The sequence below is a fragment of the Pseudalkalibacillus berkeleyi genome, assembly GCF_021608225.1.
GTDB lineage: Bacteria > Bacillota > Bacilli > Bacillales > Fictibacillaceae > Pseudalkalibacillus > Pseudalkalibacillus berkeleyi.
In genome coordinates, this window is sequence record NZ_JAKIJS010000001.1 from 1,476,440 (window position 1) to 1,500,803 (window position 24,364).

Annotated in this window: 28 protein-coding genes and 2 riboswitches; of the genes, 2 read left to right on the forward strand and 26 right to left on the reverse strand. The window is 40.7% G+C overall.

Annotated elements, in window-relative coordinates; translation table 11 throughout:
• Positions 1 to 27 precede the first annotated feature (27 nt).
• From ribE to L2716_RS07960, 25 genes are all read right to left on the reverse strand, one after another.
• Entirely contained in the window at positions 28 to 675 is a 648-nt protein-coding gene (ribE, locus tag L2716_RS07840; RefSeq protein ID WP_236333393.1) for a riboflavin synthase, read from the reverse strand.
• Between the two features lie 3 nt (positions 676 to 678).
• Positions 679 to 1,770, reverse strand: a complete 1,092-nt coding sequence (ribD, locus tag L2716_RS07845) for a bifunctional diaminohydroxyphosphoribosylaminopyrimidine deaminase/5-amino-6-(5-phosphoribosylamino)uracil reductase RibD (RefSeq protein WP_268963963.1) — start codon at positions 1,768 to 1,770, stop codon at positions 679 to 681.
• 188 nt (positions 1,771 to 1,958) lie between these two features.
• Positions 1,959 to 2,106, reverse strand: a riboswitch (FMN riboswitch).
• Positions 2,107 to 2,251: 145 nt separating this feature from the next.
• The gene (locus L2716_RS07850; protein WP_236333395.1) at positions 2,252 to 2,686 is read right to left on the reverse strand and encodes a peptidylprolyl isomerase; all 435 of its coding nucleotides are present in this window, start codon (positions 2,684 to 2,686) and stop codon (positions 2,252 to 2,254) included.
• Positions 2,687 to 2,767: 81 nt separating this feature from the next.
• Positions 2,768 to 4,093, reverse strand: coding sequence for a diaminopimelate decarboxylase (gene lysA / locus L2716_RS07855; RefSeq protein WP_236333397.1), 1,326 nt, complete (start codon positions 4,091 to 4,093; stop codon positions 2,768 to 2,770).
• A 109-nt stretch (positions 4,094 to 4,202) separates the two neighbouring features.
• A riboswitch (Lysine riboswitch) is annotated at positions 4,203 to 4,375 on the reverse strand.
• Positions 4,376 to 4,438: 63 nt separating this feature from the next.
• Positions 4,439 to 5,911, reverse strand: a complete 1,473-nt coding sequence (locus L2716_RS07860; RefSeq protein ID WP_236333399.1) for a spore germination protein — start codon at positions 5,909 to 5,911, stop codon at positions 4,439 to 4,441.
• On the reverse strand, positions 5,880 to 6,467 hold the full coding sequence (gene spoVAEA / locus L2716_RS07865) for a stage V sporulation protein SpoVABEA (RefSeq protein ID WP_236333401.1): 588 nt from the start codon (positions 6,465 to 6,467) through the stop codon (positions 5,880 to 5,882). Before spoVAEA ends, L2716_RS07860 begins: the two co-directional genes overlap by 32 nt.
• Before the next feature lie 6 nt (positions 6,468 to 6,473).
• On the reverse strand, positions 6,474 to 6,824 hold the full coding sequence (spoVAE, locus tag L2716_RS07870) for a stage V sporulation protein AE (protein ID WP_236333404.1): 351 nt from the start codon (positions 6,822 to 6,824) through the stop codon (positions 6,474 to 6,476).
• Positions 6,824 to 7,846, reverse strand: a complete 1,023-nt coding sequence (gene spoVAD, locus L2716_RS07875; RefSeq protein WP_236333406.1) for a stage V sporulation protein AD — start codon at positions 7,844 to 7,846, stop codon at positions 6,824 to 6,826. Before spoVAD ends, spoVAE begins: the two co-directional genes overlap by 1 nt.
• Before the next feature lie 21 nt (positions 7,847 to 7,867).
• Complete coding sequence (gene spoVAC / locus L2716_RS07880; RefSeq protein ID WP_236337828.1) at positions 7,868 to 8,317, reverse strand: stage V sporulation protein AC; 450 nt, start codon at positions 8,315 to 8,317, stop codon at positions 7,868 to 7,870.
• Between the two features lie 42 nt (positions 8,318 to 8,359).
• Positions 8,360 to 8,782: a stage V sporulation protein AB gene (locus tag L2716_RS07885; protein WP_236333408.1), complete on the reverse strand. Its 423-nt coding sequence runs from the start codon at positions 8,780 to 8,782 to the stop codon at positions 8,360 to 8,362.
• On the reverse strand, positions 8,763 to 9,395 hold the full coding sequence (locus L2716_RS07890; RefSeq protein WP_329610105.1) for a stage V sporulation protein AA: 633 nt from the start codon (positions 9,393 to 9,395) through the stop codon (positions 8,763 to 8,765). Before L2716_RS07890 ends, L2716_RS07885 begins: the two co-directional genes overlap by 20 nt.
• Before the next feature lie 212 nt (positions 9,396 to 9,607).
• The gene (sigF, locus tag L2716_RS07895) at positions 9,608 to 10,366 is read right to left on the reverse strand and encodes an RNA polymerase sporulation sigma factor SigF (protein WP_236333410.1); all 759 of its coding nucleotides are present in this window, start codon (positions 10,364 to 10,366) and stop codon (positions 9,608 to 9,610) included.
• Between the two features lie 13 nt (positions 10,367 to 10,379).
• A complete protein-coding gene (gene spoIIAB / locus L2716_RS07900) occupies positions 10,380 to 10,820 on the reverse strand; it encodes an anti-sigma F factor (protein WP_236333413.1) in 441 nt (146 codons plus the stop codon).
• On the reverse strand, positions 10,820 to 11,170 hold the full coding sequence (spoIIAA, locus tag L2716_RS07905) for an anti-sigma F factor antagonist (RefSeq protein WP_236333415.1): 351 nt from the start codon (positions 11,168 to 11,170) through the stop codon (positions 10,820 to 10,822). Before spoIIAA ends, spoIIAB begins: the two co-directional genes overlap by 1 nt.
• A 164-nt stretch (positions 11,171 to 11,334) precedes the next feature.
• A complete protein-coding gene (locus tag L2716_RS07910; RefSeq protein ID WP_236333417.1) occupies positions 11,335 to 12,507 on the reverse strand; it encodes a D-alanyl-D-alanine carboxypeptidase family protein in 1,173 nt (390 codons plus the stop codon).
• Positions 12,508 to 12,863: 356 nt separating this feature from the next.
• Entirely contained in the window at positions 12,864 to 14,165 is a 1,302-nt protein-coding gene (locus L2716_RS07915) for a pyrimidine-nucleoside phosphorylase (protein ID WP_236333419.1), read from the reverse strand.
• An 18-nt stretch (positions 14,166 to 14,183) separates the two neighbouring features.
• Positions 14,184 to 15,005 carry a purine-nucleoside phosphorylase gene (locus L2716_RS07920; protein ID WP_236333421.1) on the reverse strand — a complete coding sequence of 274 codons (822 nt, stop codon included), beginning with the start codon at positions 15,003 to 15,005 and terminating at the stop codon, positions 14,184 to 14,186.
• 15 nt (positions 15,006 to 15,020) lie between these two features.
• Positions 15,021 to 15,839, reverse strand: coding sequence for a purine-nucleoside phosphorylase (locus L2716_RS07925; protein ID WP_236333423.1), 819 nt, complete (start codon positions 15,837 to 15,839; stop codon positions 15,021 to 15,023).
• A gap of 10 nt (positions 15,840 to 15,849) precedes the next feature.
• Positions 15,850 to 17,034, reverse strand: coding sequence for a phosphopentomutase (gene deoB, locus L2716_RS07930; RefSeq protein ID WP_236333424.1), 1,185 nt, complete (start codon positions 17,032 to 17,034; stop codon positions 15,850 to 15,852).
• 212 nt (positions 17,035 to 17,246) lie between these two features.
• A complete protein-coding gene (gene xerD, locus L2716_RS07935; protein WP_236333427.1) occupies positions 17,247 to 18,137 on the reverse strand; it encodes a site-specific tyrosine recombinase XerD in 891 nt (296 codons plus the stop codon).
• A gap of 14 nt (positions 18,138 to 18,151) precedes the next feature.
• On the reverse strand, positions 18,152 to 18,382 hold the full coding sequence (locus tag L2716_RS07940; protein ID WP_236333429.1) for a YqzK family protein: 231 nt from the start codon (positions 18,380 to 18,382) through the stop codon (positions 18,152 to 18,154).
• Between the two features lie 365 nt (positions 18,383 to 18,747).
• The gene (fur, locus tag L2716_RS07945) at positions 18,748 to 19,224 is read right to left on the reverse strand and encodes a ferric iron uptake transcriptional regulator (RefSeq protein ID WP_236333431.1); all 477 of its coding nucleotides are present in this window, start codon (positions 19,222 to 19,224) and stop codon (positions 18,748 to 18,750) included.
• A gap of 114 nt (positions 19,225 to 19,338) precedes the next feature.
• Positions 19,339 to 19,989, reverse strand: coding sequence for a stage II sporulation protein M (spoIIM, locus tag L2716_RS07950; protein ID WP_236333433.1), 651 nt, complete (start codon positions 19,987 to 19,989; stop codon positions 19,339 to 19,341).
• 82 nt (positions 19,990 to 20,071) lie between these two features.
• Positions 20,072 to 21,238, reverse strand: coding sequence for an endonuclease Q family protein (locus L2716_RS07955; protein ID WP_236333435.1), 1,167 nt, complete (start codon positions 21,236 to 21,238; stop codon positions 20,072 to 20,074).
• Between the two features lies 1 nt (position 21,239).
• A complete protein-coding gene (locus L2716_RS07960) occupies positions 21,240 to 21,782 on the reverse strand; it encodes an NUDIX domain-containing protein (protein WP_236333437.1) in 543 nt (180 codons plus the stop codon).
• A gap of 101 nt (positions 21,783 to 21,883) precedes the next feature.
• Between L2716_RS07960 and mciZ the strand changes: the two genes are divergently transcribed.
• Both mciZ and L2716_RS07970 read left to right on the forward strand, forming a co-directional pair.
• On the forward strand, positions 21,884 to 22,021 hold the full coding sequence (mciZ, locus tag L2716_RS07965; protein ID WP_236333438.1) for a Z-ring formation inhibitor MciZ: 138 nt from the start codon (positions 21,884 to 21,886) through the stop codon (positions 22,019 to 22,021).
• A 118-nt stretch (positions 22,022 to 22,139) separates the two neighbouring features.
• A complete protein-coding gene (locus L2716_RS07970; protein ID WP_236333440.1) occupies positions 22,140 to 23,048 on the forward strand; it encodes an aldo/keto reductase in 909 nt (302 codons plus the stop codon).
• A gap of 72 nt (positions 23,049 to 23,120) precedes the next feature.
• Here L2716_RS07970 and L2716_RS07975 read toward each other — a convergent pair whose 3' ends face one another.
• Complete coding sequence (locus L2716_RS07975) at positions 23,121 to 24,305, reverse strand: thiolase family protein (RefSeq protein ID WP_236333442.1); 1,185 nt, start codon at positions 24,303 to 24,305, stop codon at positions 23,121 to 23,123.
• Positions 24,306 to 24,364: the final 59 nt, after the last annotated feature.

Here is a 24,364-nt window from a genome sequence, read left to right on the forward strand (position 1 = left end):
TCATTCCGATCATCCGTAACGAACACTTTAAAATCCGTTATCCGTTAAAAACTCCATCGTCAACTTCCCTTTGGACGTTTGCTCTGCTTTTCTTTCAAGTAAATGATCCACATATTTTGCTAGCATATCTGCCTCTATATTAACTTGATCGCCTTCATTCTTATGACCAAGAACGGACTCTTGTACCGTATGCGGGATAAGTGATAACGTAAACGTTCGGTCTGTGACGCCAAATATCGTAAGGCTCGTTCCATCCACTGCAACAGATCCTTTGTTCATGAAATAGGACTGCAAATCATCAGGAGCCTCTATCTCATAGTAAATCGCATTATGCTTTGTCGTTTTCTTCACTATTTTACCTACTCCATCAATGTGCCCGGAAACGAAATGACCTCCAAAACGTCCACCTGCTGCCATTGCTCGTTCAAGATTAACCGGATCACCGGAGCCAATACGTTTTAAATTCGTAGATTTCAGTGTTTCAGGCATGACATCGACAGTGAATGAAGTTTGCCCGAAAGAGGTTACCGTCAAACAAATACCATTTACTGAGATACTATCTCCTAGCTGAACATCCTCAAGAACTTTCTTTGCTTGTATTGTCACAACGTACCCTTCACTTGACTCTTTTACAGAATGGATCGTGCCAATCTCTTCAATAATACCTGTGAACATGACTTATCCCTCCTTTAGAACAGAGACAATTTTCAAATCATCTCCGATTTGTTCAAATGAAATGGTTTGTAAATCAACTGCCTCGTCCATATATTTGATACCTGCTCCACCTATTATCGAAGGGCTTGTAAAACCACCAATAATCTTAGGAGCTAAGTAAGTAATCAATTGTTGGAAACACCGTTCTTTCACAAAGCTTGCGTGTACAGTTGCCCCGCCCTCAACATAAATAGAGGTGATGCCTATAGTAGCCATCCGTTCTAATAGGGACCTGATTTGAATGCTCTCTGCCTCCAGTTTGATCACTTGGACGTACTCAGATTGAATTTCTTCTATTTGATCCATAGCCACTTGGCTCCCTGTAATGATAAGGGTTTGCGCTTCTCGATCATTTAATACCTTAGCTGATCGAGGAATACGTAGATGAGTATCCAGAATAATCCTGGTTGGATTTTTACCTCCGAACGGTAGTCTCGTTGTAAGCTGAGGATCATCTTCAATAATCGTTTGGACACCGACTAAGATTGCATCATGCTCTTGACGCGAATGGTGGACGTCTCTCCTTGCCTCTTCACCCGTTATCCATTTACTTTCCCCAGTAGTAGTGGCAGTCTTTCCATCTAAGCTAGAAGCAGCTTTCAGCGTTACATAAGGTAAGCTCGTTTTCATAAAATGGTTAAAAAACGGATTAAGCTCAGTCGCTTCTTCTTCTAATAAACCAATATGAACATCGATTCCTGCTTGCTTGAGTCGTTCCACTCCTCTACCTGCTACTACAGGGTTTGGATCGAGGGTAGCAACATAAATACGCGAAATCCCTCTGTCTATTACGAGGTTGGCACATGGAGGCGTTTTCCCAAAATGACTACAAGGTTCTAATGTAACGAACATCGTAGCACCATTCGCTTTGTCGCCAGCCATGTTGAGTGCATGGACTTCCGCATGATCTTCTCCGGCCTTCATATGTGCGCCTATACCTACAATTTCACCATCGCGAACGACAACAGCGCCGACTTTCGGATTCGGAGACGTTTGCCCAACCATTTGTTTCGCCATATCTATAGCAAGTTTCATATAACGAACTTCTTGTTCCATAATGTTAACCACCTTATTTAAACATCAAAAAACCCCGAAAATGCTAGACGCATCTTCGGGGTATGAGAGCATAAGAAATAAACCTCTGCAACTTCGAACTGAACGAATGCTCAGATAGTAGGCATGAGTAAAGATAGAGAGCTGTGGCATGTGTAACTGATCCATACTCTCTTCCTAGGTTCTTCTTATATATCCTTCTCCCATCCAGACTATACTGTCGGCTTCGGATTTGCACCGAATCCACCGCTACAACGAATTGCACCGGGTCACGGACTAAGAAGCAACGCTCGCTTCATCACCGCCGGTTGGGATTTTCACCCGACCCCGAAGGATAATTTACTTGTATGTATTTTATGTTACTCTTTCTCAAACGTATTAGCAAGGAGAATGTGTTTAAGTCATATATAACGACCTTTTTCCTTTAAAGAAAAAACTGACTCGAAATCCAATAATATGGATTTCTGAGTCAGTTTCTCATTTATTACTCTTCCCAAACTTTAACTTCTTTCATTACGTCGCCGTTTTGAGTACGTAATGCTGAGTCCAAGCCTTCTGTAACTTGACCGAAAACGGTATGTACACCGTCTAAATGTGGTTGGCTGTCATGAACGATGAAGAATTGGCTTCCTCCAGTGTTTTTACCTGCATGAGCCATTGATAATGAACCAGGCTTATGTTTATGTGGGTTACCTTCTGTTTCACAGTCAATTGTGTAACCAGGGCCACCGGTACCTGTTCCTGTTGGACATCCACCTTGGGATACAAATCCTGGTATGACACGGTGGAACGTTAATCCGTTGTAAAATCCTTCGTTCGCTAATTTTTCAAAGTTTGCTACTGTATTCGGTGCTTCTTCTGGGAAAAATTCAATCAGTACTTTTTCGCCGTTTTCAAATTCAATACTTCCTTTTTTCATGATAAAACCCTCCTCTACTGCAAGTAGTTTCATTGTATGTTTTTTTGAAAGAGAAGTAAAGAAATGCACATTCGATATCCCTTAAAAACTTGTTACTACAGTCTTTTTCAATGGACGGTCGAGGTGAACAAGATCGCGATATGTTTCTCGCTCCACGACAAGTTGAGCTTCACCTTCTTCTACGAACACAACTGCAGGACGCGGGAGACGATTATAATTGTTCGCCATAGAGTATCCATACGCACCAGTACAGAACATCGCTAAAATATCACCTTGGGAGGTTTTCGGTAATGATACCTCTTGGATGAGCATATCCCCTGATTCACAACACTTCCCCGCTATAGATACAGTCTGTGTGTTCTTTTGAGATAGACGATTTGCAATCACCGCTTCATATTTCGCCTGATACAAAGCTGGTCTCAGGTTATCCGTCATACCTCCGTCTACTGCAAGGTAATTTCTCACTCCAGGAATTCTTTTTTCTGACCCAACCGTATAGAGCGTAGTTCCTGCTTCGCCAACGATCGATCGACCTGGTTCAATCCATATTTCAGGCATGGCCAAGCTCTTTTCTGCTACTTGATCTTGGACTTCATCTACAACAACGTTCATCATTTCTTCTATTGAAATCTTCTTGTCATTTGTCGTGTAGGCAATTCCGAATCCTCCACCTAGATTGACAACTCGCGCTTCATAACCAAATGATTCAGACCAATCTTCCAGTAAGTCAAATATTTTACGAATCGCCATCACAAATCCATCTGATTCAAAAATTTGTGATCCAATGTGACAATGGATACCCATCATATCAATGTATGACGAGGATAGAGCCTCATGCAAAGCCTGATCCGCCTGTTTACTAATAAGATCAAAGCCGAATTTAGAATCCTCTTGACCGGTCAGGATGTACTCATGTGTATGAGCCTCTATGCCAGGTGTAATGCGTAACTGGATCGGAATGACACGGTTCAGGCTTTCACCAATCGACTTAAGACAATCCAATTCGTAAAAGTTGTCCACAACGATACTTCCTACACCTTCTTCAACTGCTGCAGTTAATTCCTCAATACTCTTATTGTTACCATGAAAATGTATGTGCGTTGCAGGAAACCCTGCTTGTAGCGCAGTAAATAACTCTCCCCCTGATACGACATCCAGGTGGAGTCCTTCCTGTTGCATTAATTGCACCATCGCAATGCAAGAAAAAGCTTTACTGGCATATGCAACCTTTGCTGTCACATTTCTCTTCTTAAAAGTTGAAAGATAAGCTGTTGCTTGTTCACGAATTTTCGCTACGTCATAGACGTACAAAGGTGTACCAAACTCCTTCGCTAAATCAACCGTATCAACGTCACCAATTTCTAAATGCCCTTCACTATTCATATTGCCAGATCCTAAAAATACCATGTTCATTTCTCCTCTCTCTATATCGGAGAGAGCTCATTAACTGATGGATAGACAAAAAACCAGTCCATGTATTTTAGGTACATAAACTGGTTTAGTCCGTACCCTCATCAGTTGGAATAGCTCTCCACTACATGTGTAGTGACAGTCCGTTGCTTATTCAGCAACGACCCAGCAAACAATTTCGGGCTTTCTTGTTTGCTTCGGCAAATTGACCTTTCATCGTCCGTCTTCGCACCCCTGCTCATGACGATTACTCTTTCGCTTCGCGCCTCTACCCCATTACATTGAATGAGGCAATTATTAAATTAAGCATTACTTTAGCATAATATCCGGGTAGAATCAACCTTAATTTGATTGTTTCTTATGGTTTTGTGGCCTGACGATACTTGGTCTCACTTTAGAAAGTGGAACGGATACTCTAATTAACACTTGCATCAAAGCTTGAGGATTGAAAGGGATGAACGGCCACAAATATGGTGTATTCAAGTTTTTGATACTGCATAAGAAAACGATAACGAGCGTGAACCCGACCATAAAGCCTGGCACCCCAAAGATCAACACAAGAGTGATCATAATCAACCGGACGATTTTGTTCGCTACACTCAACTCATAACTCGGAGTGGAAAAGGATCCAATCGCCGCAAGCGCTACGTATAATATTACCTCTGATACAAATAAGCCGACATCAATGGCGATCTGTCCGATTAATACCGCTGCGATGAGCCCCATTGCAGTTGATAAGGCGGATGGGGTGTGAATGGCTGCCATCCTCAATACATCAATCCCTAATTCAGCAAATAAAATTTGTAAATAGATAGGGATGTTGGACTCTTTATTTGGACCGATGAAATCAATATGCTCAGGTAACAATTCCGTGTTCAACACGAACAAAAGCCATAATGGTAGGAGGAATACAGAAGTAATCATGCCCCCAAATCGGACCCACCTTAGAAATGCACCGATCATCGGTGTTTGGCGGTATTCCTCTGCATGTTGAACATGATGGAAAAACGTTGTAGGTGTAATGATTACACTTGGTGATGTATCGACAAAAACAAGGACATGCCCCTCTAACAAGTGAGTTGCAGCAACGTCTGGACGCTCTGTGTAACGGACTAAAGGATAAGGATTCCAACCTTGCTTGACTATGAACTCTTCTACTGTCTTATCAGCCATCGGAATGCCATCAATCCGGATTTTATCGAGCTCTTGTTTAATTGTTTTAATTAATCCTGGATCGGCAACATCTTCTAAGTAGGAAATACATACGTCGGTTTTTGAACGGTCACCAATTTGTACGATTTCATTTCGTAATCTTTCATCTCGTAGACGTCTTCTAGTTAATGCTGTATTTTCCACGATGTTTTCCGTGTAACCATCTCGGGCACCACGTACGACCTTTTCAACATCTGGTTCTGAAGGGGTTCGCCCAGGATAGCTCCTGACATCTACTATGAACCCTTCATCTTGACCGTCAATCAAAACAGCAATTAACCCTGATAATACACGATCGATAATTTCATCCAAGTTTTTTGCAGTGGAAACTTGTTGATGTGCAAGATGATTTTTTATGACATCTTTCGTTTTTGAACTCGTTCTGTATTCATTGTCCATCAACAAAAGTTCTTTTAGGAGCATGATAATGAATTCACTGTCACAGAGACCTGTACAATAATAGATATGAACTTCTTTGTTTAAAATGTTCATCTTACGAACACCTACATCGAAGCTCTTTCCAATCCCCATTTTTTCTTTTAGCAGTTCTTCATTCTCTGCAATCTTTTTGTTAATCGGTGTCTGTTCTTTTTTCGGATGCATATTTCCCACTCCTTTCTAAGATGAGTTGAATCGCTTGTTTTGTAATTGGAGAGCCTCGTTTCGCTTCATCAATTCCTGCCATCTTTCCGATATCCCCTACACCTACAATGAACGGGATATTTAGTTCATCTAAAATGTAAACCGTATCACCATCAATTCTTCCGAATTCGGTATCAGGTAACCCACTTTTATCCACACCGTAAGCGGAAAGTTCTCCGAAACGGTCTAAACTGACGTCTACGCGCGTCCACTCGGCGAGGTGTGTTTTAGAAGCAACAGCAATTGCACCGATCACATCAATTTCGTGGTGATTATTGACCGCTCTCATCGCCCTCTCACCTGGTCCTTCACCTTGAAATCCACAATCATCAAACATGACAAGCACTGGGTCATAAGGTGTCGATAAGATCATGTCGACAAGCTCTTCTCCTGATAACTTGGATGGATTCCCCCACGACTGGGAAATACACCGACCACCGATTTCCTTTGCTACACATTCGACGGCTTTTAACGCATATAGATCTCCATCAGTAATTATGATGACTCGTTTTGTCATGTCTCATCATCCTTTAGGTTTAAAGAGCACTGCTACAATAAATCCAAAAAGTATGGCAGAAGAGATACCAGCAGAGGTTAATTGGAAAATTCCCATCGCGATACCAATAAAACCATGTTCTTCAGCCTCTGCCATGGCCCCGTGTAAGAGTGAATGGCCAAAGCTTGTGATTGGAACTGTAGCTCCAGCACCAGCAAATTGAATTAATCGATCATAAAGTCCAAATCCATCTAAACACGCTCCTGCAACGACAAAACCAGAAGTAAGGTGAGCGGGTGTGATGGTGAAGAAGTCTAATAGTAATTGTCCGATTAAACAAATTAATCCGCCTACAACGAAAGCAATCAAGTACTCCATTAGTGAGTCCCTCCTACATTTGAAGCTTCAAAAACAACCCCATGCGCAATAGTCGGAATCGATTCTTTTTGTTGAATCATAATCGGATTCATTAAAGCCCCCGTCGCTACGACAAAGATCCTTTTCAAATTGCCTGCTTGGAGTTCTTTGATTAAATGTCCGTATGTTACGACTGCTGAACACGCGCACCCACTACCGCCTGCAAAAACAGGTTGATCAGGGCGGTATACTAATAATCCACAGTCCTGATGATTAGCGGTTAAATCGAAATTCTCTTCCCTTAAAAGCTCCAGTAAAATCGGTGAGCCTACCGCTGAAAGATCTCCAGTTACAATTAAATCGTAATAATCCGGACTTCTACCGGTGTCTTTTAGATGTGTGGCGATCGTGTCTGCTGCTGCAGGAGCCATAGCCGAGCCCATATCGAATGGGTCTTTAATGCCAAGATCCATAACGCGGCCAATTGTTGCTGATGTAATTTTAATTTGAGAAGGTGTTGTTCCTACGATTGAAGCACCTGCGCCTGTAACCGTGTACGTGGCTGAGTCTGGCTTTTGCCCACCGTATTCTGTCGGGTATCGAAATTGGCGTTCAGCTGTTGCGTTATGGCTACTTACTGCCGTTAATACGTTATTTGCAAATTCTCCATCCACCAACGCAGAAGCAACAGCCAGTGTTTCCATAGACGTAGAACAAGCACCAAACATCCCGAGAAATGGAATTTGATTTTTTCTTGCCGTATAGTTCGAAATGACCGTCTGGTTTATTAAATCCCCCGAAAGGAATAAATCAATATCACCTGGTTGCTTGTCTGCTTTTTGAAGACAAATGTCAATCGCTTGTTCCATTAAGTGCATTTCTGCTAACTCCCAATTATCTTGACCACAATGAAGTTCATCAAATGTTAGATCAAATTTTTCACCTAGAGGTCCAGAAGCCTCATCCGGCCCGACTACAGCAGAAGAAGCACTCATATAGATAGGTTTTGAGAAAGTCCAAGTTTGTTTTCCTGTAAGCTTCATAATCGCCAATCCTCCTGAGACTTAGATAAATAATTTGATTAAATAACGAATCATCCCGATAACATAAGCTGATACGGCCCCAAATACGATGACAGCGCCTGCTAATTTAAATAAGTTAGTCGCGATGCCAAGCACGATTCCTTCACTCTTATGCTCCAATGCGGCACTCGTTACCGCATTTGCAAATCCTGTTACAGGTACTATTGAACCCGCACCACCGAATTGACCGATTTTGTCGTACACACCAAATCCGGTTAGTAGAGATGCAATCAAGATGAGGGTTGCGACTGTCGGATTACCCGCAGTCTGTTCGGTGAAATTGAAAAATGTAATGTAAAAGTTGGTGATTCCTTGACCGATTAAGCAGATGAAACCACCAACCATAAAAGCTTTAAAAGCATTTAATACATATGGGGTTTTCGGTTGTAACGGCTTGATTTTTTCTAAGTATGCCTTCTGTTCAGGTGTCATGTTGTTCTTTTTTGCCAATTCCTTTCCACTCCTTGATGTAGTCTATAAATGAACAAAGAATATCCAATGGAATAATGACCCCAGTACTTTACCAAACAAGATGGCCATTAGTAGTCCTAACACTTGCTCCTTAAAACCTACTCGTTTCATAAGGATTGGAAGAACATTCAATACCTCAGTAAGTGCAGCTGCTAGCATCCCAATAAATGTCCCGCTTGCTATACCAATAGGGATGAGAATCCATGCATTCATATGAATGGTCATATCTCTCAGTCCATACCAACTAGAAAATAGAACCCCTAGAATTACACTCATTTCATAGCTTCTTATGCGCGAATAGGTTTTTGAAATTTGCATGAGCCTTGGTAGAATCCCAAAGACTGTGAGGAGCGCCACAAACCCAGCACCAACAGCGAGTCCCCCTCCTAATCCAATAATCATGATACTAATGATTTGGATCGTCATTCTTCTTCTTCTCATTTTCACTATTTTCATTCATGATGACGTACTGGTCGAGATCTTGTTGGTAGTTGAACATCTCAACATCTAGTGGGCTAGGCTCTTCATTAAATCGTTTCTTGAAAATATGATTAAAGAACAAGACCATTCCAAATCCTAACCCTAATGAATATGGAATTTGGAGTAACAACGGATAATCGTTTTGCTGACCTGTCACTATGAAATAAATCTTCTGGTGAACTTCTTGCATGCTGACATCTTCGTGAAAGTTCATAATCGCAAGCCCTGCTCCGATAAATAGTAATATCCAGACGATTATGAAATAAGCACCTGTCATTTTCGGTCGATTGTAGATAACTTCAATAATCGTTTGAGAAGTGCCAATGGGCTGGATATCAAGCTTGGGATATTCATTCCTTATCGCCTTTAGTACTTTCATCAGGTCAATTACGACGATAGTTTTATCATGAATTGAAATTTGGTGGATGATCATCTTACTTATTTCATTAATAATATGATCCGGGCCTACAAGCTGGGCTACGTCTTTAATGAGTACAGTTTGCATGGGAGAAACGTGTAGTTTATGACGCATTCGTAAATACACTGCTTCTGTATCCAAAGAAAGGCCCCCTTTTTTGCCAATTCGTTTATGTGTAGTATGTTTCTTCCAAACGTGTCTCATTCCGTCCGCAATATCTATCCAATAATTCCCTGTTATTGATTCAATAAGTTGAAGCATCGTCAAGTCAAAAATAGATGTTATGTGGCGCAAATGATTACTGGTGAAAAATTATATAAGCAGTCCGCACTAAAAAACCCAGATCGACGAATTTACTCGTCCATCTGGGTCTTCATTTCCTTCAATATTTTCTTTTCAAGTCTTGATACTTGCACTTGCGATATACCAAGTCTTGTTGCGACTTCCGATTGGGTTTGATCTTTAAAGTATCTGAGGTAAACAATTAACCTTTCCCGTTCGTTTAATGTTTTAATGGCTTCTCGCAATGCAATTTGATCGAACCATTTTGATTCATCACGATCAGAAATTTGATCAAGTAAGGTAATTGGATCCCCGTCATTTTCATAAACCGTTTCATGGATGGAGGATGGTGCCCTAACTGCTTCTTGAGCCATTACTACTTCTTCTGGACTTATCTCAAGTTTCTCTGCGATTTCATTTACAGTGGGATTCCGGCCAAAGTTCTTAGATAGCTCATCCTTTACTTTTCGGACTTTGTTACCAAGCTCCTTCAGTGACCTACTTACTTTCACAGTCCCATCATCGCGTATAAACCGTTGTATCTCTCCGATAATCATCGGAACCGCGTATGTTGAAAATTTTACGTCATAACTAAGATCGAATTTATCTACTGATTTGAGTAGACCGATACTCCCGATTTGGAAGAGATCGTCCGGTTCGTACCCTCTATTCAAAAATCGTTGTACAACTGACCATACGAGTCGCATGTTCTTTTCAACAATGGTATCACGAGCTTTCGGATCACCATCTTGACTACGTTGAATCAACTCTTTCATTTCCTTGTCACTCAGGTACGGTGGCTTTTTATCTTGTTTGACGTCCAAATCCATAGGCTATGCTCCCTTAATTACAAAGCGCTTTATGATTTGATAAATACTTTTTCAAGCGGATCGTGGTGCCGAATGACTTTTCTGTTTCAATCTCAATCTGATCCATGAAGTTCTCCATGATGGTGAATCCCATACCTGAACGTTCCAATTCAGGCTTAGTCGTGTACAATGGTTGGCGTGCTTCATCTAAATTATCGATTCCAATTCCTTCATCCCTAATGAGGACTTCAACAAATCCATCCTCTAGTCGGCACTCAATGTGAACCATGCCGTTATCGTTATTTTCATAACCGTGAATAATCGAATTCGTCACGGCTTCAGATACAACCGTTTTAATTTCAGTTAACTCATCAACAGTTGGATCGAGCTGTGCAATAAATGCTGCAACCGTAACCCTTGCAAACGATTCATTTTCACTTCGAGCAGAGAACTCCATTTTCATCACATTCTTCATTATGCCACCCCCAGCGTGTTCAGAGCTTTTTGTTCGCTATCCTCTAGACGGATAATTTTGAACATGCCTGACATTTCAAACAGTCGTTTTACAGAAGGGGAGATCGAGCATACAACCATTTCTCCACCTTGACTTTTGATCAATTTGTATCGACCGAGGATCACTCCTAAACCAGAGCTATCCATAAAAGACAAGGCTTCCAAATTCAAGATAATATCATGGATTTGATTCTCTTCAATGGTTTGATCGACTTCTGAACGTAACTGTGCTGCTGTATGGTGGTCTAAATCACCTGATAATCGGATACAAAGAACACGGTCTTTCACTTCGAGTTTAACGTTTAGACTCACTTACCTCTCCTCCTTCTTCTAGTAGTGAGTCAATTCTATACCGTTCACTTCGAATCCTTCTCGGTGACAAAACTAGTGTCAAATCGATGTTTAATCTAATAATTTGCAAAGCGCTCTGTCGATTTTTAACCCAAAAATAATTAGAAATTATACTAGACTAGGATTTAAGGTGTTTGTGAAAATTTCCCTACCGTTCGCTTAAAGAGTGCCCACCAGTTCGCTGATTGCACATTTTCTGAAGCAACGAGAGGAGATTCAGTTACTTTCTTCCCATTATTTTTTACGATGATCGTACCAAGGCGATCGCCTTTCTCAATAGGCATTTTCACGTTTTTCTTGATTTTGATTTCTGTTTTCAGCTTTAGCTTTTTCTCACCTTTTTTCATTAAGACAGAAATCGGCTCAGAAGTAGCCATTTGTACTGTTTTCGAGATTCCTTTTTGTACTTCTACATCATCAATCATTTGGTGTCTTTCGTACAATTTCTGCGTCTCGTAATTTGCAAAAGCGTAATCGAGCATTTGTGTTACTTGAGCATTCCGTTCTTTCGTTGTAGGTGCACCCATAACAACTGCGATGACACGCATATCATTCTTTTTCGCAGTTGCTGTCAAACAATATTTCGCCTCATGGGTATAGCCCGTTTTCAAACCATCTACACCAGGGTAAAATTTCACAAGTTTATTTGTATTTACAAGCCAGAACTTTTTATCCGTGTTCTGACGTAAATAATCTTCATATTTGCCTGTGTATTTAGTAATTTGCTCGTACTTTAACAGCTCTTTGGCCATCAGGGCCATATCTCTTGCCGTACTGTAGTGTTCCTTTCCAGGTAGTCCGGTTGCGTTTTCAAAATTCGTGTTTTTCAATCCAAGTTCTTTTGCTTTATCATTCATTAGTTTAACGAAAGCATCGTTCGTACCCGCAATAAATTCTCCGAGCGCAACAGATGCATCATTTCCAGAAGCAAGTGCGATACCCTTCAACATCTCTTCGACTGACATTTCTTCTCCAGCCTCTAAGAAAATTTGAGAGCCTCCCATCGAAGCTGCGTACTCACTCGTTCTCACTTTATCCTTCATGTTGATTTTGCCTTTATGTAAAGCTTCCATCACGAGAATCATGGTCATAATTTTCGTCATACTTGCCGGAGGAAGCTTTTCGTCAGCATTTTTATCAAATAGAACTGTACCTGTATCTCTTTCAATCAAAATTGCAGAAGACGCTTTATTTGCAAGAGAATTAGCAGTAACATGATCCTCGTTTGCAAAAGCAGCTGGAGATACGACCGTGAAGGCCATCACAACTACAAGAATACTAGTAAAAAAACGTTTCATTGCATAATCCCTCCATTCTTATTATTCTTATTTTTACCAATTTTGGTTGGTTTATACTTATATTGGTAATTTGGATTAAGTGGAGGGAAGAGGTTTTTGTTGCGGGAATCACGGTATGCACGATAAAACTTGAGTTTTGCACGATAAATTCCGAGTTTTGCACGATAAATTCCGAGTTTTGCACGATAAATTCCGAGTTTTGCACGATAAAACCTAATTTGTGCACAATAACCAGTTTTGAAACTTTGCTAAGTCATAGTTGCGCGTATGTATACTTTTTTCACATAAAAAAAGGCTGCCCCGTACACCTACTCTCATAGGTGTTTTGGGACAACCTGATTTTCATCATAGTCAGTTTACATAATTTCTTTATAGACAAGTGGTGGCGCATCGACTTTTTCAGATGAAATCGTATATGCATCACGTAATTTCTTCAATACGTCATCAACATTTTCTTGATTGCTGTGTAGAGTTGCGATTGCGTCGCCTTCTTTCACTTCATCTCCAACCTTCTTATGAAGGACGATTCCTACTGCTAAATCAATGACTGATTCCTTTGTCGCACGGCCGGCACCTAATAGCATTGCTGCAGTTCCTACTTCATTCGCAGTAATTTCTGATACGAATCCGGCTTTGTCTGCTACGAATGGAATTTGATGTTTTGCCTGTGGCATTTTGCTTGGATCGTCAATAACTGTTTCGTCGCCACCTTGTGCTTTTAAGAATGTCTTGAATGCTTCGATCGCTTTGCCATTCTTCATCACATCAATTAGCATTTGGCGAGCTTCTTCTACTGTTTCAGCTTTTTTAGCTAGAACAACCATAAACGAACCAAGCGTCAGGCACAATTCTTCAAGGTCTTTAGGACCATTACCTCGTAACGTGTCCGCTGCCTCTTTTACCTCAAGCGCATTACCAATCGCAAATCCTAAAGGCTGGCTCATGTCGGAGATGACTGCCATTGTGTTTCGGCCCACATTGTTTCCGATTTTCACCATTGCGTTAGCAAGTTCTTCTGCTTGCTCAACTTCTGTCATGAATGCCCCGGCTCCTGTTTTCACATCAAGTACAATCGCGTCAGCACCAGCTGCAATCTTCTTACTCATAATCGAGCTAGCAATTAGCGGTATTGAGTTAACTGTACCTGTAACATCACGAAGTCCGTACAATTTCTTATCAGCAGGCGTTAAGTTACCACTCTGTCCGATAACGGCAATTTTGTTTTTATTAACAAGATCAATAAATTCGTTATTATCGATTTCAACATGGAATCCCGGAACCGCTTCAAGCTTATCAATCGTTCCACCAGTGTGTCCTAGACCACGGCCTGACATCTTCGCTACAGGTACATCTACCGCTGCAACTAGAGGCGCTAAAACAAGTGTAGTCGTATCACCAACTCCACCAGTAGAGTGCTTATCAACTTTAATTCCTTCTATTGCAGATAGGTCAATTTTATCCCCTGAATCAACCATCGCCATCGTAAAGTTAGCGCGTTCTTCCTCTGTCATGTCTGTAAAATAAATAGCCATTGCGAGTGCAGACATTTGATAATCAGGAATCTCGTTATTTGTGTAGCCCTCTATGATGAAAGTGATCTCTTCTTTAGAGAGTTCCTTACCGTTACGTTTCTTTTCAATTAAATCTACCATTCTCATCCGATATCATTCCTTGTCTTAAACTTTTTCAATCACTGAGCGCAGCAATTGTTTAAAGGTCGGTTTCGTTCGGTTTGCTACCTCCACGACCTGTTCGTGTGTGAGTGGTTCAAGTTCCTCCGCAATCGCCATATCCGTTATACAAGAAATGCCGATCGTTTTCATATCCATATGACGAGCCACAATCACTTCCGGAACCGTCGACATGCCGACTGTGTCCGCACCTACTGTTCGAAGCATTTTCAGTTCAGCACGAGTCATGTATGTCGGACCGCTGATTGAGGCATAAACCCCTTGTTGTAATGAAATGCCTTGTTCCTTACCAACTGATTTAACAAGTTCGATCAGTTCAGGTGTATACGCGGTACTCATGTCAGGGAAACGTGGTCCAAGCTCTTTATCATTCGGTCCGATTAATGGGTTTGCACCAGTCATATTTAAATGATCTTCAATAATCATTAAGTCTCCTGCTTGGAAATCCGGGTTCATTCCACCACAAGCATTCGTTACGATGATCTGTTCAACACCGAGACCCTTCATGACGCGTACTGGGAAGGTGACTTCCTGCATTGTATATCCTTCGTAAAAGTGAAAGCGGCCTTGCATGGCAACTACAGTTTTACCGCTTAATTCCCCTATAACTAACTTACCTGCGTGACCTTCAACAGTCGATACAGGAAAATGTGGAATTTCAGTGTAGTCAATGTAAGTAGCGTGATTGATTTCATCAGCAAAATCTCCAAGACCTGATCCAAGAATTAGTCCAATCGTAGGCTGTTGCGCGGATTTCTGATGAATCGCTTCAACAGACTCTTGTACTTCCTTCAATAGCTTAGACACGTATACCCCTTCTTCCTACATACTTTTTACAACTTGTTGGACAAGGTCCATGAAGTTGGTTTTAACTTTTTCCGTCGTCTCAATTACTTCATCATGCGTAAGTGGTTGGTCAAGAATACCCGCAGCCAAATTAGAAATACATGAAATACCGAGCACTTCCATTCCACTATGCTTCGCAATGATCACTTCTGGTACCGTTGACATCCCAACAGCATCTCCACCAATGATTCGTAGCATTCTTACTTCTGCTGGTGTTTCATAGGAAGGTCCAGAATTGGCGATGTACACACCTTCTTGTAAGTTCATGCCAAGGTCGGAGGCAACGTCTTTTGCAATGCCTTGCAGACGATTTGAATAGGCAGAAGACATATCTGGGAAACGAGCACCAAGATTGTTATCGTTTGGCCCGATCAGTGGGTTATCACCTGTATTGTTAATATGATCAGTGATTAGCATAAGATCACCAGCGGAATAGTTTTCATTTATACCACCCGCTGCATTCGTAACAATCAACTGTTCAACACCAATTTCTTTCATCACACGAACCGGGAAGGTTACTTTTTGCATGGAGTATCCTTCGTAATAATGGAAGCGACCTTTCATTGCAACGACTGTTTTCCCTTGGATCGTCCCAATGACAAGTTCTCCCGCATGTCCTTCTACTGTTGAAACAGGAAAGTTAGGGATGTCTCCGTAAGGGAAAGATACTGGATTTTCAATTTTATCTGCAAGCACTCCGAGTCCTGAGCCTAAGATCAGACCAACAGTAGGCTTTTCTTCTATCTTTTCCGTAATATATTGTGCTGCTTGTTTTATGGTTTCAAGTTGTGTCATTGTTAGCCTCCTAGGACAATTTCTCTAAAATGCTTTTGCCATACTCTGGCGCTTGTACGCTGAAATTATCTGAAATGGTAGCACCGATATCAGCAAATGTTTTGCTCGTTGGAAGTTCCTTACCGACAGCAAAATTTTTGTTATACGCAAGAAGGGGTACATATTCACGAGTATGATCTGTCCCATGGTGAATCGGATCGTTACCATGGTCAGCAGTAATAAGAAGTAGGTCATCTTCCCCTAGCTTCTCAAGTAGTTCAGGAAGACGAGCATCATACTCTTCTAATGCTTCCCCATATCCAATTGGATCGCGACGGTGACCGAATTTCGCATCGAAATCAACAAGGTTCAAAAAGCTGATACCTGTAAAATCACGATCTGCCGTTTCAATAATGCGGTCCATTCCATCCATATTGGACGTCGTACGTATAGCATCCGTAACACCTTCACCATCATAAATATCGGATATCTTACCAATTGCAATAACGTCATATTCTGCATCTTTTAACTCATTCATCACAGTCCGACCGAATGGTTTTAATGCATAGTCATGTCGATTTGAAGTACGTTCGAACGCACCTGGTTCACCTACAAAAGGTCTTGCAATTATGCGACCAACCATATATTTTTCATCAAGCGTTAATTCACGTGCCATTTTACATATTTCATATTGTTCTTCGATTGGAACAATCTCTTCATGTGCGGCGATTTGAAGCACAGAGTCAGCAGATGTATACACAATAAGCGCACCTGTTTTCATATGTTCTTCACCGAGCTCGTCAAGAATTTCCGTACCAGAAGCTGGCTTATTTCCGATGATTTTACGGCCACTCTTTTCTTCTAGTTCTTGAATCAATTCATCAGGGAATCCATCAGGAAATGTTTTGAATGGGTTTTCAATAAAAAGTCCCATAATTTCCCAGTGACCTGTCATCGTATCCTTTCCATTAGAAGCTTCTTGCATTTTGCCATAATGCGCTAACGGTTTCTCCGCTTTTTCAATTCCTTGAATTTCACGGATGTTACTCAAACCTAGTTGTCCCATGTTAGGCATGTTTAATCCGTTCATTTTCTCAGCAATATGTCCAAGTGTATCTGCACCAAGATCATTGAATTGTTCAGCATCAGGTGCCTCTCCAATCCCAACAGAATCCATGACAATCAGAAACACACGTTTGAATTTAGGTTCACTCATTAATAAGTCTCCTCCCTAATTTGCACACTATTTAATACCATTTCCAGTGAAACGGTCTATCAAACAACAGTCTGAAAAGGTCAGAAGTCTGACCTCTATCTTATTGAATTAGAAGTGCCCTACTTCAAGGGCACTTTTTTGAGTGTATCATGTTTTTTATCAGTTCGCACGTACTTTTATCCTGTGCTAAATGACTTATTTTTTAATGTACTTTACGCTCTTGGATGATAGGTAGAATATACATCCTTTAAGCGAGTTTTCGTCACATGCGTATAGATTTGCGTAGTCGATATATCGACATGTCCGAGCAGTTCTTGGACCGCCCTTAGGTCTGCACCATTTTCGAGCAAATGTGTTGCAAAAGAATGCCTAAGAGTATGAGGTGTTAATTCCTTCTCAATTCTCGCATTCACAGTCAACTTTTTTAAAATCTTCCAAAACCCTTGTCTCGTTAATCGGTTACCATGATGATTTAAGAACAACGCATCGGTCGTTTTCTTTTTCAGCATTTTTGGTCGAGCTTCTTCTATATAATTGGTTAATGCTTTACTTGCCATTCTTCCGACTGGAATAATCCGTTCTTTATTCCCTTTTCCGAGACATCGGATGAACCCCATCGTCAAATGCGCATCAGACAAATCCAATTGAATCATTTCAGATACACGTATACCAGTCGCATACAGAAGTTCAATCATCGCTTTATCTCTTAAACCGTATGATGTCCCACCTTCTGGCGCATCCATTAAGCGGTCTACTTCCTCTGTTGAGAGGATTTTAGGTAGACGTCGCTCTGTTTTCGGCGTTTCAATATGTACAGATGGATCTTGGTCGGAAGCCTTTTCTCTTAACAAGAATTGATGGAAGGAACGAATGGATGCAATTGTTCTAGCAATTGTAGTTGCAGCTCTACCGGAATCTTTCAAGTGATAGAGATACTTCATAATATCGTTTCTCGTGATTGTATTATATGTTGAATGGTTGAGTTCTTTTTGCAAATATAGAACGTACTTTCTCAAGTCCCGTTCATAGGATTGCAATGTGTTGTCAGCAAGACCTCTCTCCACTGTCAAGAAATGCATGTAATCCTTCACTTCGTCTAACATGAAGCAACCGCTCCTTATTCCCCAGTATCATAAAACAATTGTAAACGGTCGACCCAATTTATATATTCTTTCTCATGATAAGCTTCAAATACTTTAACTGCACGACCCTCAGGTTCATCGTATCGATGGAAATCCTGATACTCTTCATTTAACCATAAAAGCCCATAATAAAACAGGAGTGTGCAGAAGATAAACGCCAAAAATACCTTCGTCGTATTAAACAGTAACCGAATGAACGAAATCATTGGAAGTCCTCCTAGTTTGTCCTTTGTACAGGATATGCCCGTCAATCATAAGAATATACTAGAAAAAGATGAAAGCTTAGGAAGTCGTTGATTAGACGTTTAGGGGTGCGAAATTGTTCGTTCGTGTGGTTTTTAAATGTAAAAACGCCTTAAAAGAGGAGGAAAATCTCTATTTTATTGAAAAGCAGAGTTGAACGTGTATGAAAGACCCAACAAATTGGTGCTTATCTAGAAAAAATGAAAATTATCTAGAAAAAAACGATATTATCCAGAAAAATCCACATTTATCTAGAATTTCCCTCAATTCGATCATCCATTAAAAAAGGATTGACCATAGTAGTCAACCCTTCCATTACTCATTCAGCTTATTTTGTCGTAACCTCTTGTTCCATTGAAGTTTCAACCTTATCGTGACATCGATAGCAAATGCCGTGGAACGTCAATCGATGGTCCTTTACTTTAAAATTCCAGTCTTTTTCAACGATTTGTTCAACATCACCTAGTAAATCTTCTTGTATTTCATCAACAGCACCACATTCAATACATACTAAATGATGATGGAAGTGATCGGCACCTTCTTTGCGAAGATCATACCGTGAAACCCCATCGCCAAAATTGATTTTATCAACAATCTTCAATTCTGTTAGCAATTCTAATGTACGGTAAACCGTGGCGAGCCCAATTTCTGGAGCCTTATCTTTCACAAGAAGATAAACATCTTCTGCACTAAGATGATCTTCCTCTCTTTCTAACAAAACTCGAACGGTCGCTTCGCGCTGGGGGGTTAATTTATAGCTTTGAGAATGAAGCTGTTTCTTTATGCTTTCAATACGATTTTCCAATTCGAACCCTCCCACACATTATGTATAATATCATTATAAGCGTGGGTGAAAATAGTGTCAAATTGTAATTATTTTAATCTGTTCTTTATATTAAATATTATCTAATCCTTATTATCAACTGAATAAATGGATCGTTGATTTGATCAAAGATGGTGATAGGAAAGCTTCTATAAACGATGCGCTTGCAACCAAAATCATGATTACGATCACGGTCATCGTATACTTAAACAGCAATGGCATTAGCGGGGTTTTCATTCTATTTGAGAATTGAGCTTTAATCATCGTCAATGAAATCGCCACAGCAGCGGTTGTTACTAGCACGAATGCTGGAATCAAAATGAGGTTCTGAGGTAAGACAGAAACGAAAGATAAAAGAAATCCTTGCCACCCCATTTGGTTAACGAGAAATCCAACGGTGAAACCAACAACCATTCCTTTAAGAAATAATAAAACTAGAATAACTGGCAATCCGATGATTGATAAGCCGAGCAACCAAATTAACCCCATATACTTTAAATAGTGTAGGAAGCTTTGGGTAAACATGGCGGAAGCACTCGCCACTTCTCCTTCAGAAACTTGTCCGAAGAATCGGCTTAAATAATGAAACAGATCTTCCTTCTGCATTAAGCTCAAGCTATTAACGATTACAGCTCCAAACACAATGCCCATCATTAATAAAACGACAGTAAACGTATATAAAGATGAGTGTTCTTGTATATGTTGTGAGAATGATCGTTTCATGTTTATGGTAAGCCGGTGCTCCATTTTATTGCCTCCCTCTTCATCTCTTAATTCATCATATGAGAGATTTCATAGAGTATGACAACTAGGCAACCACATTCTCATTCTACGACATTAACTTACCATATTGACCAGCACCTCCTGGCTTAATCTTCATCTCACCACTTCTTGCTTGAATGATCCGCTCTACTAATTCATCTGAGAGTACTGTTTTCAGTTGCTCCTGATCTGTCAAATGAATGATTTCCATATCTGTTCCAAATCGTGTTCTTAGTTTTTTGAGTGTCATTTTTCCTAATCCAGGAATGAACTCAAGTGGAGTGTGGTGTATATAGCTCGGTCTTTCAGGCATCGATCCTTTACCACCATCCGCTAATTCTTGAACTCGATTTGAAACCCCTTTTACGATTCTACCTTTACAAAGAGCACAACGATTAGTAGTTTCTACGTTAGTAGTCGATCCACATTTAGAGCAACATGTTTGATAGTACTTACCTAATTGTGGATGCAGTCCATAGTTTTGATGAATCAATCGCCCACCTCTAGACTTCAAGGCATACTCTAACTCTTTAAAAGAAAGGTCATCTACTCGAATTCGTTGGTATTCTCGCCCAATCTTCTCTAATGAATGAGCGTCTGAATTCGTAAGGAAAGGAAATACTGCTAGCTCTCTTATTTGGTCAGCCATACGAGTATCTGCGCTTAAGCCTAATTCGATACCGTCTATTAATGAAGAATTGAATACTTCTGTCAGGCTACTAGAAACACCTTTCCCATATAAACTTTTAAAAGGAGTAAATGCGTGAGCGATGATGAACATCCCTCCTAATTGTTTCACTTTCTCTTGCAGCTCAATGGCCGAGCCATAATAACGCTGTGAGGATAGATTTAAATTGGTCATTCGTTCTTTCAACCATCCGCTGAATTGCCTCATCTGCTCAATATAAGGAAAATAAGCAAGTATATGGATCGGACCAGAACAACTTTCATCATAGACCTCAATTTCTGAACCCATTATGATACAAGCTTCATTAGCAATGAGTCCTCCATCTTCATGTTCAGTAAGTTGCTTTAGTTTCACCATATCCTCAATTTCATCAAGCACTGCTGGAACTTGGCAATCAATAATGCCTATCATTTGAATCCCTTTCACATTCAATGAATAATCGAGAATCCGTTTGAGTGTTAGTTGTTTAGAAGCTGAAATTTTCACAGGAGCACCTTCACGGGTGGATCCTAAATGAATATGGAGATCTGCAAAAACGTCAATCATTTTACTTCTGTGCCTCTTTCAATTGTAGGAACTGAATCGCGAATGCCGTTTTCGCATCATAAATTTGTTGATTTTGTACCATTTCAATCGCTTCATCTAATGTCACTTCCATCGTTTCTACAAACTCATCCTCATCTGGTTGTTCATTCCCAACTTCTAATTGGTCCGTATAGTAAATATGGATGATTTCATCTGCAAATCCTGGAGATGTATAGAAAGATTGCAAGAACTCTAATTTCTCAGTGCGGTATCCTGTCTCCTCTTCTAATTCCCTCATCGCACATAATTCCGGTGATTCGTTCGGTTCAAGTTTTCCAGCAGGAATTTCAATGATTTCTCTATTTAAAGGTTTGCGGTATTGCCTAACGAGAACAATTTTATTTTCCGGTGTTACTGCAAGAACCGCTACTGCACCAGGATGTTTAACGACTTCTCTTTGTGAAGTATTTCCATCAGGTAGTTCGACCTTCTCAAGATGGAGGTCAATAATTTTTCCATTATAAATCACTTTCGTATCAAGTGTCTTCTCCTCTAATTGCTTCATCACAAATACACTCCTTGTACTATTTCTTATCGCTCGTACATAAAGTCTACCATACGCGCTCATGCTAAACCCACAATCAATAGATCGAAGGGAGTTCATTTATGAAAGTCTATGTTCAACCGAAAAGCGTCACCTTAGTCGGTAAAGCTTGGGAAGTGAAATATATGCTGAAAAAATACATGAAGGAATACAGTACAGTGCAAGACTGGATCGACGGTAAACCGAGAAAATTGAGTTAAAAGCACCCTTAACGATGGGTGCTTTTTTGCATATTAGACTTGTTAAAGTTGTTCACCATCCACCTGAATGTTATTCTCCCTTCAATACGTGGTAATGTATGAATAGGAGGTGCTAACATTGCAACGAAACAAACTAGGTTCTTCAGAACTATATGTATCAGAAATTGGACTCGGGTGTATGTCACTCGGGAAAGATGAAAACGAATCAATAAACATCATACACAAAGCACTTGATGAGGGTGTAACTTTCATTGATACTGCCGACTTGTACGGATTCGGTGAAAATGAAGAAATTGTTGGTAAAGCTCTAAAAGGAAAACGGGATCAAGCGGTTCTAGCAACTAAGGTAGGAAACCGCTGGGATCATGTAAATGAAGGTTGGGAATGGGCACCTAGTAAGGATTACATAACCACTGCGGTAAAAAAATCCTTACACCGACTAGGAACCGATTACCTTGACTTGTATCAATTACATGGTGGTACCTTGGATGATCCGATAGATGAAATTATTGAAGCTTTTGAATCGTTGAAACAAGAGGGACTGATTCGCGAGTACGGTATTTCTTCCATCCGTCCAAATGTTATCGAAGAATATCTTAAACGTTCGAATATTGTGAGCATCATGATGCAATATAGCATGTTGGATCGTCGACCAGAGGAGTTACTAGATGAAATACATGAGAATAACGTTTCAGTTATCGCACGAGGACCGCTAGCAAAGGGTAATCTGACGGATCGGATTTTTACTGATAAAGCTTCTGAAAAAGGATTCATGGACTATTCAGCAAGTGAAATTCATGACTTAATGCGTAAGGTCGATGAGGTTTCTAATGGGAGAGAGCTTTCCCATATGTCACTCCGGTATCCGTTGGACCACCCTGCTGTTGCAACCGTAATTCCCGGAGCTAGTACTGTTTCACAACTTGAAAATAACGTAAAGGCTTCGCATATACAACTTTCTCCTAACGAAATTAACTTAATGAAGCAATGGTCGAAAATGAATTATTACGATCAACACCGCTCATAATTTAACATTTTCAATATCAAAGGGGGCTGACTCAAAATGAGTCAGCCCTCTTCATGTCGAATCTTATGTGCTTCAATTCACTCTTTCAATCACCATTGCTATTCCTTGGCCACCGCCGATACAGAGACTCGCAACGCCAAATTGCTTGTCTTGTTCTTGTAGCTCGTAAGCGAGAGATAATAAGAGCCGCGAACCACTTGCCCCAACCGGGTGTCCAAGTGCGACCGCTCCACCGTTGACGTTTGTTTTATTCCGATCAAGCTTTAGTTCCTTCTCTACAGATAAATATTGAGCAGCAAATGCTTCATTGATTTCGAATAAATCGATATCTCCAGTCGTCAGTCCAGCTCGACTTAATGCCATTTGAATGGCTGGAACGGGACCAATTCCCATCACAGTAGGGTCTACACCACATATGCCCCAAGATTTTATTTTCGCAATGGGTTTGAGACTTCTCTTAGCTACAAACGATTCTGCAGCAACGATGAGTGAGGCCGCACCATCATTAATTCCGCTCGAATTGCCTGCTGTCACAGAACCATCCTTTTTGAACGTTGGCTTAAGGTTGGATAAACCTTCAACAGTCGTCGACGGACGAACATGTTCATCTGTATCGATACGTTTTGTACCTTTCCGTTCTTTCACTTCAACAGGAACGATCTCTCGTTTAAATCGACCTGACTCAATAGCTTTCGATGCCCTTTCATGGCTTAGCTTTGAAAATTCATCCTGCTCTTCTCGTGTAATTCCGTATTGATCAGCTAGATTTTCAGCGGTAATCCCCATGCCATTACCGATTGCTTCATCTCTTAATGTCAACAAGAGCATATCTTGGAATTCAACTCCACCAAGCTTTGGATGACCGAATCGGTTCGAGAATGACACATGAGGACTCATTGACATATTGTCGACGCCACCTACAAGCGCAACTTCGCCTTCATTTAACATTATGGATTGCGCACCTGAAACGACTGACTGCAGACCAGATCCACAAAGTCTGTTTACAAGCATTGCCGGCACTTCAACTGGCACTTCCGATTGCGTTGCAATATGACGAGCGACATATGGCGCATTGCCACTACTATGAATGACGTTCCCATAAATCACCTGTTCTATTTCACTCGGAGATACGCCAGAACGTTTCATCGCTTCCTTAGCTGTTGCAATTCCTAACTCTGTTGGCCCAACCTTGGTAAAAGAACCTCCAAATGACGTAAACGCCGTACGAGCCCCATCCAAAATATATACATCGTTCATACGAATCCTCCTATGAATGCATAATAAAATCGTTTGTTATGATTATCCAACACTTCTCC

What these genes read in the sequence shown, in the direction of transcription:
- ribE (WP_236333393.1), bottom strand. Translation starts at nt 675, where the DNA reads ATGTTCACAGGTATTATTGAAGAGATTGGCACGATCCATTCTGTAAAA.
- ribD (WP_268963963.1), bottom strand. Translation starts at nt 1,770, where the DNA reads ATGGAACAAGAAGTTCGTTATATGAAACTTGCTATAGATATGGCGAAA.
- L2716_RS07850 (WP_236333395.1), bottom strand. Translation starts at nt 2,686, where the DNA reads ATGAAAAAAGGAAGTATTGAATTTGAAAACGGCGAAAAAGTACTGATT.
- lysA (WP_236333397.1), bottom strand. Translation starts at nt 4,093, where the DNA reads ATGGTATTTTTAGGATCTGGCAATATGAATAGTGAAGGGCATTTAGAA.
- L2716_RS07860 (WP_236333399.1), bottom strand. Translation starts at nt 5,911, where the DNA reads ATGCATCCGAAAAAAGAACAGACACCGATTAACAAAAAGATTGCAGAG.
- spoVAEA (WP_236333401.1), bottom strand. Translation starts at nt 6,467, where the DNA reads ATGACAAAACGAGTCATCATAATTACTGATGGAGATCTATATGCGTTA.
- spoVAE (WP_236333404.1), bottom strand. Translation starts at nt 6,824, where the DNA reads ATGGAGTACTTGATTGCTTTCGTTGTAGGCGGATTAATTTGTTTAATC.
- spoVAD (WP_236333406.1), bottom strand. Translation starts at nt 7,846, where the DNA reads ATGAAGCTTACAGGAAAACAAACTTGGACTTTCTCAAAACCTATCTAT.
- spoVAC (WP_236337828.1), bottom strand. Translation starts at nt 8,317, where the DNA reads ATGACACCTGAACAGAAGGCATACTTAGAAAAAATCAAGCCGTTACAA.
- L2716_RS07885 (WP_236333408.1), bottom strand. Translation starts at nt 8,782, where the DNA reads ATGACGATCCAAATCATTAGTATCATGATTATTGGATTAGGAGGGGGA.
- sigF (WP_236333410.1), bottom strand. Translation starts at nt 10,366, where the DNA reads ATGGATTTGGACGTCAAACAAGATAAAAAGCCACCGTACCTGAGTGAC.
- spoIIAB (WP_236333413.1), bottom strand. Translation starts at nt 10,820, where the DNA reads ATGAAGAATGTGATGAAAATGGAGTTCTCTGCTCGAAGTGAAAATGAA.
- L2716_RS07910 (WP_236333417.1), bottom strand. Translation starts at nt 12,507, where the DNA reads ATGAAACGTTTTTTTACTAGTATTCTTGTAGTTGTGATGGCCTTCACG.
- L2716_RS07915 (WP_236333419.1), bottom strand. Translation starts at nt 14,165, where the DNA reads ATGAGAATGGTAGATTTAATTGAAAAGAAACGTAACGGTAAGGAACTC.
- L2716_RS07925 (WP_236333423.1), bottom strand. Translation starts at nt 15,839, where the DNA reads ATGACACAACTTGAAACCATAAAACAAGCAGCACAATATATTACGGAA.
- deoB (WP_236333424.1), bottom strand. Translation starts at nt 17,034, where the DNA reads ATGAGTGAACCTAAATTCAAACGTGTGTTTCTGATTGTCATGGATTCT.
- xerD (WP_236333427.1), bottom strand. Translation starts at nt 18,137, where the DNA reads ATGTTAGACGAAGTGAAGGATTACATGCATTTCTTGACAGTGGAGAGA.
- L2716_RS07940 (WP_236333429.1), bottom strand. Translation starts at nt 18,382, where the DNA reads ATGATTTCGTTCATTCGGTTACTGTTTAATACGACGAAGGTATTTTTG.
- spoIIM (WP_236333433.1), bottom strand. Translation starts at nt 19,989, where the DNA reads ATGGAGCACCGGCTTACCATAAACATGAAACGATCATTCTCACAACAT.
- L2716_RS07955 (WP_236333435.1), bottom strand. Translation starts at nt 21,238, where the DNA reads ATGATTGACGTTTTTGCAGATCTCCATATTCATTTAGGATCCACCCGT.
- L2716_RS07960 (WP_236333437.1), bottom strand. Translation starts at nt 21,782, where the DNA reads ATGAAGCAATTAGAGGAGAAGACACTTGATACGAAAGTGATTTATAAT.
- mciZ (WP_236333438.1), top strand. Translation starts at nt 21,884, where the DNA reads ATGAAAGTCTATGTTCAACCGAAAAGCGTCACCTTAGTCGGTAAAGCT.
- L2716_RS07975 (WP_236333442.1), bottom strand. Translation starts at nt 24,305, where the DNA reads ATGAACGATGTATATATTTTGGATGGGGCTCGTACGGCGTTTACGTCA.